General features: G+C 43.2%; 12 protein-coding genes and 3 pseudogenes. 8 read left to right on the top strand and 7 right to left on the bottom strand.

Going from position 1 to position 14,494, the window contains the following annotated elements:
• Window positions 1-20 precede the first annotated feature (20 nt).
• The 6 genes and pseudogenes from sapF to pspF all read right to left on the bottom strand — a co-directional run bounded on the left by sapF (window position 21) and on the right by pspF (window position 6,717).
• Entirely contained in the window at window positions 21-824 is an 804-nt protein-coding gene (gene sapF / locus GKR74_RS13605; RefSeq protein ID WP_154603991.1) for a putrescine export ABC transporter ATP-binding protein SapF, read from the bottom strand.
• The gene (sapD, locus tag GKR74_RS13600; RefSeq protein ID WP_036953491.1) at window positions 824-1,819 is read right to left on the bottom strand and encodes a putrescine export ABC transporter ATP-binding protein SapD; all 996 of its coding nucleotides are present in this window, start codon (window positions 1,817-1,819) and stop codon (window positions 824-826) included. Before sapD ends, sapF begins: the two co-directional genes overlap by 1 nt.
• Complete coding sequence (gene sapC / locus GKR74_RS13595; RefSeq protein ID WP_154603990.1) at window positions 1,819-2,709, bottom strand: putrescine export ABC transporter permease SapC; 891 nt, start codon at window positions 2,707-2,709, stop codon at window positions 1,819-1,821. The genes sapD and sapC overlap by 1 nt, the downstream gene beginning before the upstream one ends.
• The gene (gene sapB / locus GKR74_RS13590; RefSeq protein WP_154603989.1) at window positions 2,696-3,661 is read right to left on the bottom strand and encodes a putrescine export ABC transporter permease SapB; all 966 of its coding nucleotides are present in this window, start codon (window positions 3,659-3,661) and stop codon (window positions 2,696-2,698) included. Before sapB ends, sapC begins: the two co-directional genes overlap by 14 nt.
• Window positions 3,583-5,343 (bottom strand): annotated as a pseudogene (gene sapA / locus GKR74_RS13585) (ABC transporter substrate-binding protein SapA). The gene sapB and the pseudogene sapA overlap by 79 nt, the downstream one beginning before the upstream one ends.
• A gap of 330 nt (window positions 5,344-5,673) precedes the next feature.
• Window positions 5,674-6,717: pseudogene (gene pspF, locus GKR74_RS13580) on the bottom strand (phage shock protein operon transcriptional activator).
• A gap of 285 nt (window positions 6,718-7,002) precedes the next feature.
• Here pspF and pspA point away from each other — a divergent pair.
• The 8 genes and pseudogenes from pspA to GKR74_RS13540 all read left to right on the top strand — a co-directional run bounded on the left by pspA (window position 7,003) and on the right by GKR74_RS13540 (window position 13,749).
• Window positions 7,003-7,668 carry a phage shock protein PspA gene (pspA, locus tag GKR74_RS13575; protein WP_154603986.1) on the top strand — a complete coding sequence of 222 codons (666 nt, stop codon included), beginning with the start codon at window positions 7,003-7,005 and terminating at the stop codon, window positions 7,666-7,668.
• Window positions 7,669-7,742: 74 nt separating this feature from the next.
• On the top strand, window positions 7,743-7,973 hold the full coding sequence (pspB, locus tag GKR74_RS13570; RefSeq protein WP_006660057.1) for an envelope stress response membrane protein PspB: 231 nt from the start codon (window positions 7,743-7,745) through the stop codon (window positions 7,971-7,973).
• Window positions 7,973-8,329, top strand: coding sequence for an envelope stress response membrane protein PspC (pspC, locus tag GKR74_RS13565; RefSeq protein ID WP_154603985.1), 357 nt, complete (start codon window positions 7,973-7,975; stop codon window positions 8,327-8,329). Before pspB ends, pspC begins: the two co-directional genes overlap by 1 nt.
• 92 nt (window positions 8,330-8,421) lie before the next feature.
• Window positions 8,422-9,831, top strand: a pseudogene (locus tag GKR74_RS13560) (YcjX family protein).
• On the top strand, window positions 9,816-10,871 hold the full coding sequence (locus GKR74_RS13555; protein WP_154603983.1) for a YcjF family protein: 1,056 nt from the start codon (window positions 9,816-9,818) through the stop codon (window positions 10,869-10,871). The pseudogene GKR74_RS13560 and the gene GKR74_RS13555 overlap by 16 nt, the downstream one beginning before the upstream one ends.
• A 231-nt stretch (window positions 10,872-11,102) precedes the next feature.
• The gene (gene tyrR, locus GKR74_RS13550; RefSeq protein ID WP_154603982.1) at window positions 11,103-12,668 is read left to right on the top strand and encodes a transcriptional regulator TyrR; all 1,566 of its coding nucleotides are present in this window, start codon (window positions 11,103-11,105) and stop codon (window positions 12,666-12,668) included.
• 1 nt (window position 12,669) lies between these two features.
• Entirely contained in the window at window positions 12,670-13,101 is a 432-nt protein-coding gene (locus GKR74_RS13545) for a hypothetical protein (RefSeq protein WP_154603981.1), read from the top strand.
• Between the two features lie 273 nt (window positions 13,102-13,374).
• A complete protein-coding gene (locus GKR74_RS13540) occupies window positions 13,375-13,749 on the top strand; it encodes an ATP-binding protein (RefSeq protein WP_154603980.1) in 375 nt (124 codons plus the stop codon).
• A gap of 87 nt (window positions 13,750-13,836) precedes the next feature.
• Here GKR74_RS13540 and tpx read toward each other — a convergent pair whose 3' ends face one another.
• Window positions 13,837-14,337, bottom strand: a complete 501-nt coding sequence (tpx, locus tag GKR74_RS13535; RefSeq protein ID WP_154603979.1) for a thiol peroxidase — start codon at window positions 14,335-14,337, stop codon at window positions 13,837-13,839.
• Window positions 14,338-14,494: the final 157 nt, after the last annotated feature.

Genomic DNA, 14,494 nt, shown 5'->3' with positions numbered 1-14,494 from the left:
TTTCCCCCGTCTTTTGGTCATTACAAATCTTGTCGCCACGCATCAATGGATAATGGCTCTCCAAAGTGACTTTCAATCAGACGACGCGTCACGTCATGAAGTGGAGCCGCTAAAACCTCCGCTGTATTTCCTCGTTCAACGACTTCGCCTTTATCCATTACGAGCATTTTGTCACTAATATGCTTCATCATGCCTAAATGTTGGGTGACGTAAATATAAGCGATATCTTGCTTAGCTTGCAAATCGAGCATTAAGTTGATTATCTGTGAGCGCATCGACATATCCAGTGAGGCAAGTGCTTCATCAGCCACGATAATTTCTGGTTGCAGAATTAACGCACGGGCGAGGGCGATCCGTTGTTTTTGACCTGATGCTAGCATGTGTGGGTAATATTCTGCGTGATCGGCCAGTAATCCTACTTGGCGTAATGTCTGGATAATGCGTCTTTCCCGCTCAATACCGGTAAGGTTAGTATTCAGTTTTAAGGGTAATTCAAGGGTTTGCCCAATACGCTGGCGCGGATTTAAGGAAGTACTTGGATCCTGAAATATCATGCGAATACGTTGGCTTCGGTAGCTATAATCGCCAAAACTTAGCCGTTGGCCACGGATTAAAATCTCTCCACCAGAAGGCTCCGTCACCCCTGACAACATGCGAGCCAAGGTGGATTTTCCTGAACCGTTAGCGCCGATGATGGCTAAAGTCTGGCCTGCTTGTAGGTTGAAACTCAACGGCTTGACGGCTTGTAATTCATGGCGACGAAATAACCCTTCACGAAAACGGAACGTTTTTGTCAGGTTACGTACCTCAAGTAACGTTTCCATTAGGGTTGTTCCTCGGTATTCAGTGGATAATGACAAGCAACTAGGTGCCCTTTAATGCTGCGCAGTGGTGGTGCATCGATACAGGTTCGTTGCGCGTAAGGGCAACGAGGACCCAAACGACAGCCAATTGGTAAGTGTTCCAATGAAGGAATAGCCCCTGGGAGTGTATTTAAACGACCTTTATGGGGGATCGGGCTTTCAAAATCAGGAATAGAGCGAATTAATGCCTGCGTATAAGGGTGGCGAGGTCGCTGCAAAATATCATTCGGTGTGGCACTTTCTACAGTCTGACCGCAATATAGGACATTAATTCGGTCAACCAATTTAGACATCATTTCCATGTCGTGGCTGATCAGCAAAATTCCCATATTATTGTTTTGGTTTAATTTATCTAATAAACGGAAAATTTGAGCCTGCGTGGTGGATTCCATCGCGTTGGTAGGCTCATCCGCAATTAACAAGCGAGGCTGATTAGCAATCGCAATGGCGATCATTACTTTTTGGCATTCACCATCCGTCAGTTCGTACGGATAACTGTGCATGATATCTTTGTGATCTTTGATACCCACACGATGCAATAATTCAATTGCTCGGCGTTTTCGCCAATTAAAGCGCTGCCACCAGCGCCCTTTGTATGTCCAGCCGGGGATTGATTGGATCAGCTGTTTCCCAATATCGGCCGCAGGGTCAAGACAGGATTGTGGCTCTTGGAAAATCATCGAAATATTATGGCCAATCAGACGACGACGCTTGCGTGGACTTAGCTTTAAGAGGTCAATATCTTGGAAGCGAAAACGGTCCGCAGTGACGCGGATATTATCTTTGGTGATCCCACAAATGGCTTTCGCAATTAGGCTTTTACCGGAACCCGATTCACCCACTAAGCCACGAACTTCACCTTCAGATAAGGTCATGGAAACACGGTCAACGGCTTTGACGGGGCCGTTAGCCGTCATAAATTCAATGGTTAAATTACGAATATCAAGTAATGGCATTATTCCACCCCCGAATTAATCGCTCGGTGCAGTCCATCACCCAGTAAGTTCACAAATAAGACACTCGACATAATCGCAACACCGGGCAGAATGACTGTCCACGGTGCCACATAAATCAATTCTAACGTATCGCCTAGCATAGCGCCCCATTCAGATGATGGGAGTTGCGCTCCTAAATCTAAAAAGCCTAATGCCGCAATATCCAAAATTGCAATGGAGAGGGCACGGGTTAATTCAGTGACCAAAATAGGGGTAATGTTTGGCAGTACGGTGTACCACAAAATAAAGATGTTTGAAGCGCCATCTAAACGTGCCGCCACAATATACTCTTTGTCTAGCTCATCGTGCACGGCAACGTAGATGGTACGCACCATACGAGGGATCAGCGCGAGGCAAATCGCAAGCATCGCATTGGTTAAACTGGCACCCATAAATGCCACTACGATAATCGCCAGTAATAGAGAAGGGATCGAGAGTAAGGTATCCAGAACGTGGTTAAACACAGCGGATTTTAGTCCGCGGGTCATGCCCGCAAGACAACCTAACACTAAGCCGATTATCGTCGCAATCGCAGTGACCAACAAGGCTGAGCCGAACGTGGATTTAGTACCAATCAAGAGACGGCTTAAAATATCGCGTCCTAAATCATCCGTACCAAAGAAGAATGCCACTTCACCATAGTGTGACCATGATGGCGGTGTAATTTGGTAACCCAAAAATTGTTGGTCGATGGCATAAGGTGCTAAATAAGGGCCAGCAAAACAGAGGACGATTAAAAAAATCACCCCAAAAAAGCCGGTCATTGCCAGTATGTCGGAGGAGAAAATATTCCACACCACCCGTGTCGGGGATGGCATTTTCTGTTCACGATAAAAATTATCTGAGGACATACCAATCCTTATGTTTTAACGGGTCCATCATTGCGCCTAAAATATCGGATAACACGTTCACGGTGATCACCAATGCGCCAATTAACATCACACCTGCAGAAATCGCCGAGTAGTCTCCTTGGCGGATTGCAGTGACCAACCAGCGACCTAATCCCGGCCAGTTAAACACTAATTCTGTCACCATGGTTAATGTTAGCATCGTGGAGAATTGTAGCCCTAATTTCGGGATAATCGGCGGTATGGCGTTATGAAAAATATGGCGGCGAATAATTTTAAAGCGAGAAAGCCCGCGAGTGGCGGCAGCTTTAACATAGTTACTGCTAGCCACTTCATCTGTACTAATGCGGACTAAGCGAATCACTTCGGTGGTTGGCGCTAATGCGAGTGTGAGTACTGGCAGGATCATATGTTCTAACACATTGATGATCATATCTTTACGGTATGGCGAATCCGAAAGCCACGCATCCACAAGGGCAAAGCCTGTCACAGGCTTCAAGTTATAAAGCAAGTCGATTCGCCCGGAAACGGGGAGCCATCCTAAGTGAAGCGAGAAAAATAGGGTTAGTACTAACGCTAACACGAATACAGGCACGGAAAAGCCTAATAGGGCAAACGTGCTGATCGCGATATCAACGGGTTTGTTTCGCCAGAATGAGGCAATCATCCCTAACGGGATCCCAACAAATAACGCGAATAAGAAGGCGAGAATGCACAGTTCCATGGTGGCAGGGAATGTGTCTTTAAGTTGCTCGGTGATAGGCTCCCCGTTAATGCTAGAGACGCCGAAATCGAAATGCAGTAAGCCATCAAAGTAGAAGATATACGCATCAATAAGTGATGCGCCGCTAAGAGGCGCATTGGGCGTGAAATAGCTTAAGCTGAAACTGACCAGCGACAAAAAGAAGACCGTCACCAGCAATAGCAGAAATCGTCTCAGTGAGTAGATGATCATGGTTGCGACTCCTGCTGCCGAGGTGGTGCTTTTTTCGGCTCTTGCATCTCGCGATAAACGCCAGCAAATGAGGTATTGCCGAACGCGCTGATCACCAATCCTTTCATATCAAAACGATAAGCTTGTAAACGCAGCGAGTAAGCTAATGGCAATATGGGCAGTTCTTCCGCGAGAATTTGTTGTGCTTGATGATAGTAATCAATACGGTCTGCCAGCTCTTGCGTTAGTAAGGCTTTATGCAAAACGTCATCAAATTTAGAGTCACACCAATGGCTTAAGTTGGTTTGTGAGCCAATGGCGGCACAACTGAGCAGTGGGCGGAAGAAACTATCTGGGTCATTACTGTCTGTTGTCCAGCCCGCTAGTGTCATATCGTGGGAGCGATCCATTAATTGATTTTCTTGGAAGCGACCTTCCACTGAGCGGATACTCATGACGATACCCACTTGAGCGAGGTCAGCTTGGATTAATTCCGCCATTTTCAATGGGCTAGGGTTATAAGATTGGGAAGCGACAGGAACCCATAACTCTAATTTCAGGTTTTCTAATCCCATTTCCTGCAGCATTTTTTTGGCAAGTTCAGGGTTGTAATCAGTTATTTTGGTTTGATTATCAAATGCCCAAGATGCACGGGGGAGAATCGATGACGCCGTCTCTGCGGTACCATAATAAATGGACTGCATGAGTCGCTCATTATTAATGGCATAAGAAATCGCTTGGCGAACCTTGAGTTGGTCGAGAGGCGGCTTACTGGTATTAAACGCAAGATATGCGATATTCATTCCCGAACGCATTGAAATACGTAGGCGAGGGTCATCACGTAGCACTTTTAACTGACTTGCGGCTGGGTACGCGAGGACATCGCACTCACCAGTGAGTAGCTTAGAAATACGTCCGGTACCCCCCGCGCCCATATCTACCACCACTTCTTCCATGCGTGGTTCACCTTTCCAGTAATCTTTATTACGCAATAAACGGACAAACTGCCCAGCTTGGTAATCATCAAAGTAGAATGGACCAGTACCTACAGGGCGCCAATCAATCATCTCCTGGCGATTGCTAGCAGAAAGCTCATCTGCATATTCCGCAGATAAAACGGGCGCGTAGTGAGTCGCCAAATGCCATAAGAATGAAGCATCCGGGGATTTTAATCGAAATTCTACGGTGTAGTTATTCAGTTTTTTAATACTTTCGACGCTGCTCGCAAATTGCAAGCTATCAAAATAGGGGTAGCGCCCGCCATTAATGAAATGGTAAGGATTGCTGGTTTCAAACATGCGAGAAAAACTGAATACCACATCATCCGCATTCATATTGCGTGTTGGTGTAAACCAAGGTGTGGTTTGGAATTTGACGTCTTTTCTCAGATATAGCCGATAGGTTGCACCATTATCTAAAACTTCCCAGCGGGAAGCCAACTCTGGGATCAGGCGATACGTAAAGGGGTCAACATCCAGTAAGCGGTCATACAGTTGCGCGCCTAGGGGATCAATAATTAACCCGCTACTGGCGAGTTGTGGGTTAAATGTGGTGACAATGCCATTGACGCAGTAAATAAAGCCATTTTGGCGAATATCGGCCGGGACATCATTGGCAATGGTGTCTTTGTAGCTTATGTCTGTTTGCTCTGCCAATGCAGAAAGAGAAACAGTAAATAAAAACCAAAGAGTTAAAAGGCGCATAGAGCTAATATCGTTGACCTGAATTGCTTTATTGTAGCGTAAAAATAGGGTAACAGGGTATAAGCAAAATTTGTGGTTATATTTTGTTCATACTGCCGAAGGGGGCGAAGCTTTTGAATTGTGAATGAGAATCAACAAGACTCTATCTGATTGTAATGGTTACTATTATTTTTAATTCGATCTTAATGAGAAATAATCGCATTAAAATGCTTTACAAATGATACTAATAACTATTATCATTAACTCAGTCTCTTGAGTGCTTAGCTTTAGCAGACAAGGCATGACATTGCTCACATTGCTTCCAGTGTTTTATTGCTTTCAGTGTTTTAGTTATATAGCCAGCTCGGGTGCTGGCTTTTTTTTGCGTAAAAATCAGCTTTCCAAGCTAATTTGATGTTTCTTTATCAATCCTCGAAATTGATCATAGCTCAGCGATAAGCATTGGGCCGCTTTGCGTTGATTAAAATTAGCTTGGCGTAGCGCCTCTTCCACATACTGTTTTTCTGACTCCAATTGCCATTGGCGTAAGTCAAAAGGAAAAACGGGTGCCAATTTGGGGCTTTCTGATGGCGCCGCTGGCATCTCATGAAGCTCTGCTAGCTTCTCACCAAAGGGATCTAAAATAATCGTATCCACCGGTAAGTCACTTTCACCATGTCGATAAACTGATCGCTCGACGACATTTTTCAATTCACGAATATTACCCGGCCAAGAATAGCGCATCAGTGTTTGCTGGGCGTTGTCAGAAAACCCAGTGAAATAAGCACGTTTTAGCTCACGTACCATGCCAATGGCAAAGTGCTCAGCCAATAACAGGATGTCAGGAACACGTTCACGTAATGGCGGCATACGGAGTACTTCAAAGGCAATCCTGTCGAGTAGGTCAGCGCGAAACAGCCCTTGGCGAGCCAATTCAGGAAGATTGGCGTTAGTGGCACAGACCAAGCGAACATCCACTTTTAATGACTGGCTTCCTCCCACACGCTCTAATTCACCATACTCAATGACACGCAAAAGTTTTTCTTGCACGGACATCGGTGCGGTTGCCAGTTCATCAAGGAATAACGTACCTTTATCAGCACGTTCAAAGCGGCCTTGATGACGTTTCTGCGCTCCCGTAAACGATCCTGCTTCATGTCCAAATAATTCAGAATCCAGCAAGTTCTCATTGAGTCCGCTGCAATTTAAGGAGATAAAAGGCTCTTGCCAGCGGGGAGATAGATAGTGAAGGCGATCCGCGATTAATTCTTTACCGGTTCCTCGTTCGCCAATAACAAGGACAGGTTTATTTAGCTTGGCAAGCTCGGAAGCACGTTCTAGGACATCGAGGAAATTACTCGATACACCGAGAATAGTATTATTAGTCTCTTTCATGGTTATTTTTACCAGATTTTGGTTAATTTTACCTGTGATTAACTATAGTACAAATAACCGTCTATAGACATTAAAATAATATTTTTGTTATTTATTAGTTAGTTATGTAATTTTGAAAAAGTTGGCACGCCAATTGCTATCTTATGGTTGTAAAAGATTTTGATTGAAATAATTATCGGTTTAATAATTTCAATTTTATATTCATGGAGCATCACGTATTGGTTGGACGCCAACATCGGGTTGAGGCTCTACAGAAAGATAACATCCATCAAGAGGATATAAATTATGGGTATTTTTTCACGTTTTGCCGACATCATTAATGCCAACATTGCTTCACTGCTTGATAAAGCTGAAGATCCGCAGAAAATGATCCGCCTGATGATTCAGGAAATGGAAGACATGTTAGTGGAAATCCGTTCCACCTCAGCACGTACCTTAGCTGAGAAAAAAAGTTTAGAGCGCCGCGTCGAAATGGGCGAAAAACAGATTACCGAATGGCAAGAAAAAGCGGAACTGGCATTAATCAAAGATAAAGAAGATTTAGCTCGCGCAGCATTGATTGAAAAACAAAAAGTCAGTGCCATGGTCGATACGCTAAAGCATGAACTGATTATTGTTGATGAAACACTGACTCGCTTAAAAGGCGAAATCACGGAATTAGAAAATAAACTGCAAGAAACGCGTGCAAAACAGCAATCAATGACCGTACGTTTAGAAGCTGCACAATCAAGCCGTAATGTTCGTCGCCAGTTAGATAGTGGTAAACTGGATGAAGCAATGGCGCGTTTTGAACAGTTCGAACGTCGCATTGACCATATGGAAGGCGAAGCGCAAAGCTACGGTATTGGTAAACAACGCTCTTTAGAACAGCAATTTGCTGAGTTAAAAGCAGATGACGAAATTAGTGCACAGTTAGCCGCGCTTAAAGCTAAAATTAATAAAGACGAATAATATTCAACACGCAAGGCGCAGTGATTTCATTGCGCCAGTGCGCTAGGCTAAATAACCATAAATAAGGAAATGTGATGGGCTACGTTTTACTGTCTCTCGTATTAATCATCTTTGTCATTTTTGTTCTGCCGATTTGGTTGTGGCTCCATTATGGTAAGAAGAACAATGGGCAGGGAAGTCAGCTTACTGAAAATGAAGTACAACGTTTGATGCAATTGGCAGAGCAGTCATCGCGTATGCAGCAACGTATCAAAACACTGGAAGATATTTTAGATGCCGAGCACCCAAATTGGAGGCAAAAATAATGACTAATTTTCGCAACCGCAAGTTATATCGCTTAACGGATAAACGTGTTTTTGGTGGTGTTTGTTCCGGTCTCGCTGAATATTTAGAGTTACCGGTTGCTTTGGTCAGAGCATTGGCTGTACTTGCCCTGTTTATGAGTTTTGGATTGACCTTGATTGTCTATGTGGTGATGTGTTTCTTTGTGGAAGCTGCGCCAAGCGGTTACCGAAGCGAGCAGGATATCGGACCAGAAGTGACGACACTATTAAACCAAATTGATGCTCAGCTACAAGCTGGGGAAATGAAACTGCGCCAAATGGAGCGCTATGTCACCTCGGACACTTATACCGTTAACAGCAAGTTTCGTCATCTATAACAACTGATTTGCACCATCACATAAATGGGAATAGAGTTTAATGACTGTATTCCCTTTATATTTTTATTGGGAGAGCGAGAACTAGGAGCATTATGAAACGGCTACAAAATGAATTAACTGACTTAATGAACCGTAGCGTTGACCGCCATGTAAGGCTTGCTGTCACGGGATTAAGCCGCAGTGGCAAAACCGCATTCATCACTTCTCTCGTTAACCAACTTCTTAACACCACCACGGGGGCGCGTCTTCCGCTATTTTCGGCGGCAAGAGATAAACGAATTTTAGGGGTAAAACGTATTCCACAGCGCGATATGTCAATCCCACGCTTTGCTTATGACGAGGGAATTGCATCGCTTTATGGCGATCCGCCGCAATGGCCGACGCCTACCCGTGGAGTGAGCGAAATTCGCTTGAAAATTCATTACCGTTCAAATGATTCGTTTGTTCGCCATTTTGTCGATAACTCCTCCCTGTACTTAGAAATTGTCGATTACCCGGGGGAGTGGCTACTGGATTTACCGATGCTAGATCTGAACTATTTAACCTGGTCTAGCCAAATGAAAGTGCTACTTAAAGGTAAGCGTGGGGAGCTCGCTAATGAATGGCTACAGCTTTGCCAAAAATGTGACCCATTAGCCCCCGTTGATGAAAATCTATTGGCTGAAATTTCCAATGCTTACACCGCATATCTGCATGAATGTAAGCAACAAGGACAGCACTTTATTCAACCTGGTAGATTTGTTTTACCCGGAGAGTTAGCGGGAGCGCCTGCATTACAATTCTTTCCATGGCCAACCATCGAAAAATATGGTGAAAAACAGTTAACGCAAGCAGATAAAAACACCAATATCGGCGCATTACAGCGTCGCTATCAATACTATTGTGACCATGTGGTGAAAGGGTTTTATAAGGATCATTTCCAGCGTTTTGATCGACAAATTGTGCTGGTGGACTGTTTACAGCCTTTAAATAGCGGCGCAGATGCCTTCAACGATATGCGAATGGCGCTCACTCAGTTAATGCGAAGCTTTCATTATGGAAAACGCACATTGCTCAGACGCATGTTTTCACCATGCATTGATAAGCTACTCTTTGCCGCCAGTAAATCGGATCATGTAACGCCAGACCAACATGCAAATTTGGTCTCGTTATTGCAGCAATTAGTCCAAGATGCTTGGCAAAATGCGGCATTTGAAGGGATCAGCATGGACTGTGTGGGGCTGGCTTCTATTCAAGCAACCGAAAGCGGCATTGTGGACTACAAGGGGGAAAAATTACCGGCTTTAAAAGGTGAACGACTCAGCGATGGGCAACCCTTAACGTTCTATCCCGGTGATGTCCCAAAACGCTTGCCTAATGAACAGTTTTGGCAGCAGCAAGGCTTTCAATTTGAAAATTTTCGCCCTCGGCCAACGCCGTTAGATCAACCGTTGCCACATATTCGCATGGACAGTGCTCTGGAATTTTTGTTAGGAGATAAACTGAAATGAGTGAACCTCTAAAACAGCGTGTGGACTTTGCCGATAAGGCCGACAAGCCGGCCATGGAGCCATTAAAACAAGCGCAAACTTTTGATGAAAAAGCGTTTGAAAAATTTGTACCGGTCGATATACAAGAAGAACAAGATAGCCAAGATGGCGAAGTTGAAAGTCTCATCAATGAAGCCTTAAAACCTAAACGCAGTTTCTGGCGTAAGTTAGTTGGTGCTGCCGCAGGCATTTTTGGAGTGAGCGTTGTCGCGCAATTAGGTCTTTGGATCCATCAATCATGGATAACTCAAGACTGGACAGCGTTAGGCACCGCAGCGGCGGGGGGCTTAATTATAGTCGCTGGTGTGGGTTCAGTTATTGGCGAATGGCGTCGCTTGTATCGGCTCAGAGAACGTGCAGAGGAGCGTGATTTTGCACGTGAATTACTTCATAGCCACGGCATGGGGCAGGGTAAAGCATTCTGTGAAAAGCTCGCCAAACAGTCTGCATTACCGATGCAACACCCTGCAATTCAAAGCTGGCAAGCCACGGTTCACGATTCACATAATGACCGCGAGGTTATTGAACTTTATAGCAAATTAGTGCAACCGATTTTGGATGAGCAAGCACGTAAAGAGATCAGCCGTTCGTCGGCAGAGTCGGCCTTGATGATAGCGGTTAGTCCATTGGCAATTGTCGATATGGCATTTATTGCGTGGCGAAACATTCGTTTAATCAACCGTATTGCCGCCATTTATGGTATCGAATTGGGCTACTATAGTCGGATCCGCTTATTCCGTATGGTGCTGATTAATATTGCATTTGCAGGGGCTTCTGAGCTTATTCGCGAGGTCGGAATGGATTGGCTATCGCAGGATATTACCGCACGGTTATCGACACGTGCTGCGCAAGGAATTGGTGCAGGTCTTCTGACCGCTCGATTAGGTATTAAGGCGATGGAGTTATGCCGTCCATTACCTTGGATCGAAGACAAACCGAAATTAGGTGATTTTCGCCGTCAATTAATTGGCCAACTGAAAAATGCCATTCCCTCAAAAAAAGAGAATCCATAAGCTGTAAATTTTGCTGGCAGGATGAGTTGACAGTTTTAATTATCCTGCCAGTTATGCCTAAAAGGGCAATTCCCTGTCGAATTAATCCACAATCCTCGAGTTAAAGAAAGAAATGCTGCTGATATTTATTAGAAACTAGACGAGTGTCAACAATATGTGACACGGCTCTGTATTACTGGCCTGTTTAACGCTAAAATATTAGCAATTATGTTCTCTACAAAAGGTTTCATCATGCGCCTCGAAGTGACCTGCCAAGACCGAATCGGTTTAACGCGTGAATTACTTGATCTTTTAGTCCTACAAAACATTGACTTAAAAGGCATTGAAATTTCAGCTCAACGTCGAATTTACCTGAATTTTGCACCGGTAGATTTTCAGGTTTTCAGTACGTTAATGGCAGAGATCCGCCGTATAAACGGGGTAATTGATGTTCGCCGCATCTACTTTATGCCTTCCGAACGTGAGCATAAAGCGGTGTGGGCTTTACTGAATTCGTTCCCTGAGCCAGTTTTATCTATTGATAATAAACTGAATATTGAGCTGGTTAACCCAATGAGTTTGCAACTTTTTGGGGTTGATGAAACGAAAATCAAACAAAAATCCTTCTCCCAGTTAATCCCTAACCATGGTTTACATCGTTGGTTTGAACGTGAGTCTCCAGAACCATACACTGAACGAATTTCGGTCAAAGGCAGTGACTATTTAATGCAGGTTACGCCAATTATTCTCGCCGATGAAGATGGAAAATCTCACTGCACAGGGGCGGTGATCTTACTCAAATCCGTGGCAATTCTTGAAAATCAACGTAAGCAAGTAGCTGAAGTTGATATTGAAAATCGTGGATTTAGCCAGATTGTGGCGGTCAGTCCTGCGATGATCCAAGTCGTTGAACGTGCTAAACGTGTTGCTATGCTGGATGAGCCGTTATTGCTTGTCGGGGAAACCGGAACGGGTAAAGATATTCTGGCAAAAGCCTGCCATTTACACAGTGCTCGTGGCAATGCGCCATTTTTAGGATTGAACTGCGCTTCTATGCCTGATGATGTCGTTGAAAGTGAATTATTTGGTTATGCAGCAGGGGCTTATCCAAATGCGGTTGAAGGGAAAAAAGGCTTTTTTGAGCAAGCGAATGGCGGCACTGTCTTGCTGGATGAAATTGCTGAAATGTCCCCTCAAATGCAAATTAAACTATTACGTTTTCTGAACGATGGAACTTTCAGACGTGTTGGCGAAGAACATGAAGTCAAAGTCAATGTACGCGTGATTTGTGCGACACAGAAAAATTTACCTGAGCTAGTGGAACAGAAAAAATTCCGTGAAGATCTCTATTACCGCTTGAATGTCATAACGCTCACGATCCCTCCATTAAGAGAGCGTAGCGAAGATATTAAACCGCTCACGAAAGTTTTTGTGTCTAATTTTGCCAAAGAATTGAACATTGATGAGCCAAAAATTTCACCAGCATTAATTGAATCACTCAGCTCTTATTATTGGCCGGGTAATGTTAGACAATTACGCAATGCGTTATATCAGGGACTATCTCAATTTAATGGCAATATTTTGGATGTTGATGATATCCAACTTCCTGATGCAGTTAACGCGCCTGCGATTGCTTTAGATACATTAAATGGGTCACTGGATGAAATAACCAAACGCTATGAAGCCTCGGTGTTGGCGAGATTATATCGTGATTATCCGAGTACGCGTAAATTGGCTAAACGTTTAGATATTTCTCATACCGCTATTGCGAACAAATTGCGAGAATACGGGCTCAGTACCAAGAAAGAGCAAGATTAACATGATAAAAAAGCTGTTTAAATTGTGTCTACTTAGCGTATTAATGAGTGTGAGTATTAGCGCTGTTGCACAAGAAAAACCAAATAATAAGTTGATTGATAAACTCTGTAAAAATGCAGAGCAATCCATGGAAGACGTGTATGAAAATGGCGCGCTGACTCAGTGTCATTTTCCTAATAGTTCGCTACTAAGCGCTTATCAAGAATATCGTAATCTGCTTGGTGATGATAAAAAGTTTTTAGAGGCTAAGTTAGAACCTAACAAAAACAAAGAAGTGATTTGCTCGGATGATAACTGTCAGTCGATTATTTATCGATGGAGCGGCGACAAAAAATTAGAAATTGAGCAAAGTTTTCCGGGGGGAGAAACTTACCTCCAATTTATTCAAGATAATAAAAAGACTTCGCTCGAAATAAGATATTTCCCTGACTAACGCCCATTCAGTCACTATCAATAAAACAAGCCACATAAATAAGCTCACTTATTCCAAATCAGTTAAAAGAATGGAGTGAGCTTACTCGATTAAACTAAATTTACATATTTTTCATCGTAAAACGACGTCCTGATCATTGCGGGTTGGTTGTTTTTTCTGCTATAAAAATGGTGAGCAAAGCTTTAATTTTTAAATTAACGATAAAAAAATGCTTAAGTCGTGCATTGATTATTAATATTAGCAACGCGGGTTTTATACCTTTAAGGAGTTGCAATGGAACAATTTACGATTAATTTTATTGTCAATTTCAAGCTACGTGAATATATGTCTAAATGTCACTATCAAGGTGATATGTTTGAATCCGCGAATACCGCCGCAGAACTTTATTTAATGAATAAGGCAGCGGCCAATTATTTAGCGAAAAAAAATCGTTTTACGTGGGATGTGTTAGTCAAAAATGGTGTTAAACCACGGGATTTGATTATCGATATTCTTACGTCTTGTTGCCCTGTGACCCAAGAGCAGGCTCAACGGGTATTAAGTACGTTGTCGCACTCGTTAGTGAGTATGATGAAGGAAAATATAATTTTTACGAATGTGGTCAACGCGAAAAATCACAAACCACTATTTTGGGCTTATGTTGATTAAAAACATGATTGATAACCCCTCAACCCCTATCAAATGAAGCCACAATCACCGAAAGCATCGGCGATTGTGGTTCATCATAATTTAAGATTATTTCAGGCTATTTAGCGCATTATCATAATCAGGTTCTTCAGTAATTTCAGGCACTAATTGGCTGTAAATCACTTTGTCGTTCTCATCTAATACAACGACAGAACGAGCCGTTAAACCTTTTAATGGACCAGTGGTCATTTCAACGCCGTAATCTTGGGCAAAATCACTACGGAATGAAGATAATGTCACCACATTGTCTAAGCCTTCTGCACCACAAAAACGTGCTTGAGCAAAAGGTAAGTCAGCAGAGATACATAACACAACAGTGTTGTCTAAACCGTTGGCTAATTGATTGAATTTACGCACAGAAGCGGCGCAAACACCGGTATCTACACTTGGGAAAATATTCAGAACTTTGCGCTTACCTTGGTAAGTTTCTAAGGTTGCTTCACTTAAATCTTTAGCGACTAAAGTGAAAGGTTTAGCTTGTGAGCCCGCCTGTAAAAAAGTACCTGCAAGTGAAATGCTATTGCCTTTGAGTTTTACTGTCTGTGACATTCGTTTTTCTCCCGTTTTATAGATTGAGTTACAGAAGATGAAAATATCAAATAATTTTTAAAATCAAATTATTACGTAATTTCACATTCCTAACTTTCTGTTTTTAAATCCTATTATTGACCGAATTGCATTGTTGCCTTCTCGGTGTGCTAAGTAA

The organism is Providencia sp. wls1914 (genome assembly GCF_009706645.1).
Taxonomy (GTDB): Bacteria; Pseudomonadota; Gammaproteobacteria; order Enterobacterales; family Enterobacteriaceae; genus Providencia; species Providencia zhijiangensis.
The sequence above is the reverse complement of the archived record's forward strand: the minus strand, read 5'-3'. Positions and strand labels throughout refer to the sequence as shown.

Bases quoted from the DNA above. Each gene is read 5' to 3' on its own strand.
- pspB (WP_006660057.1), top strand. From the start codon at position 7,743: ATGGGCTACGTTTTACTGTCTCTCGTATTAATCATCTTTGTCATTTTT.
- tpx (WP_154603979.1), bottom strand. From the start codon at position 14,337: ATGTCACAGACAGTAAAACTCAAAGGCAATAGCATTTCACTTGCAGGT.
- GKR74_RS13555 (WP_154603983.1), top strand. From the start codon at position 9,816: ATGAGTGAACCTCTAAAACAGCGTGTGGACTTTGCCGATAAGGCCGAC.
- pspA (WP_154603986.1), top strand. From the start codon at position 7,003: ATGGGTATTTTTTCACGTTTTGCCGACATCATTAATGCCAACATTGCT.
- sapB (WP_154603989.1), bottom strand. From the start codon at position 3,661: ATGATCATCTACTCACTGAGACGATTTCTGCTATTGCTGGTGACGGTC.
- GKR74_RS13545 (WP_154603981.1), top strand. From the start codon at position 12,670: ATGATAAAAAAGCTGTTTAAATTGTGTCTACTTAGCGTATTAATGAGT.
- sapC (WP_154603990.1), bottom strand. From the start codon at position 2,709: ATGTCCTCAGATAATTTTTATCGTGAACAGAAAATGCCATCCCCGACA.
- sapF (WP_154603991.1), bottom strand. From the start codon at position 824: ATGGAAACGTTACTTGAGGTACGTAACCTGACAAAAACGTTCCGTTTT.
- sapD (WP_036953491.1), bottom strand. From the start codon at position 1,819: ATGCCATTACTTGATATTCGTAATTTAACCATTGAATTTATGACGGCT.
- tyrR (WP_154603982.1), top strand. From the start codon at position 11,103: ATGCGCCTCGAAGTGACCTGCCAAGACCGAATCGGTTTAACGCGTGAA.
- GKR74_RS13540 (WP_154603980.1), top strand. From the start codon at position 13,375: ATGGAACAATTTACGATTAATTTTATTGTCAATTTCAAGCTACGTGAA.
- pspC (WP_154603985.1), top strand. From the start codon at position 7,973: ATGACTAATTTTCGCAACCGCAAGTTATATCGCTTAACGGATAAACGT.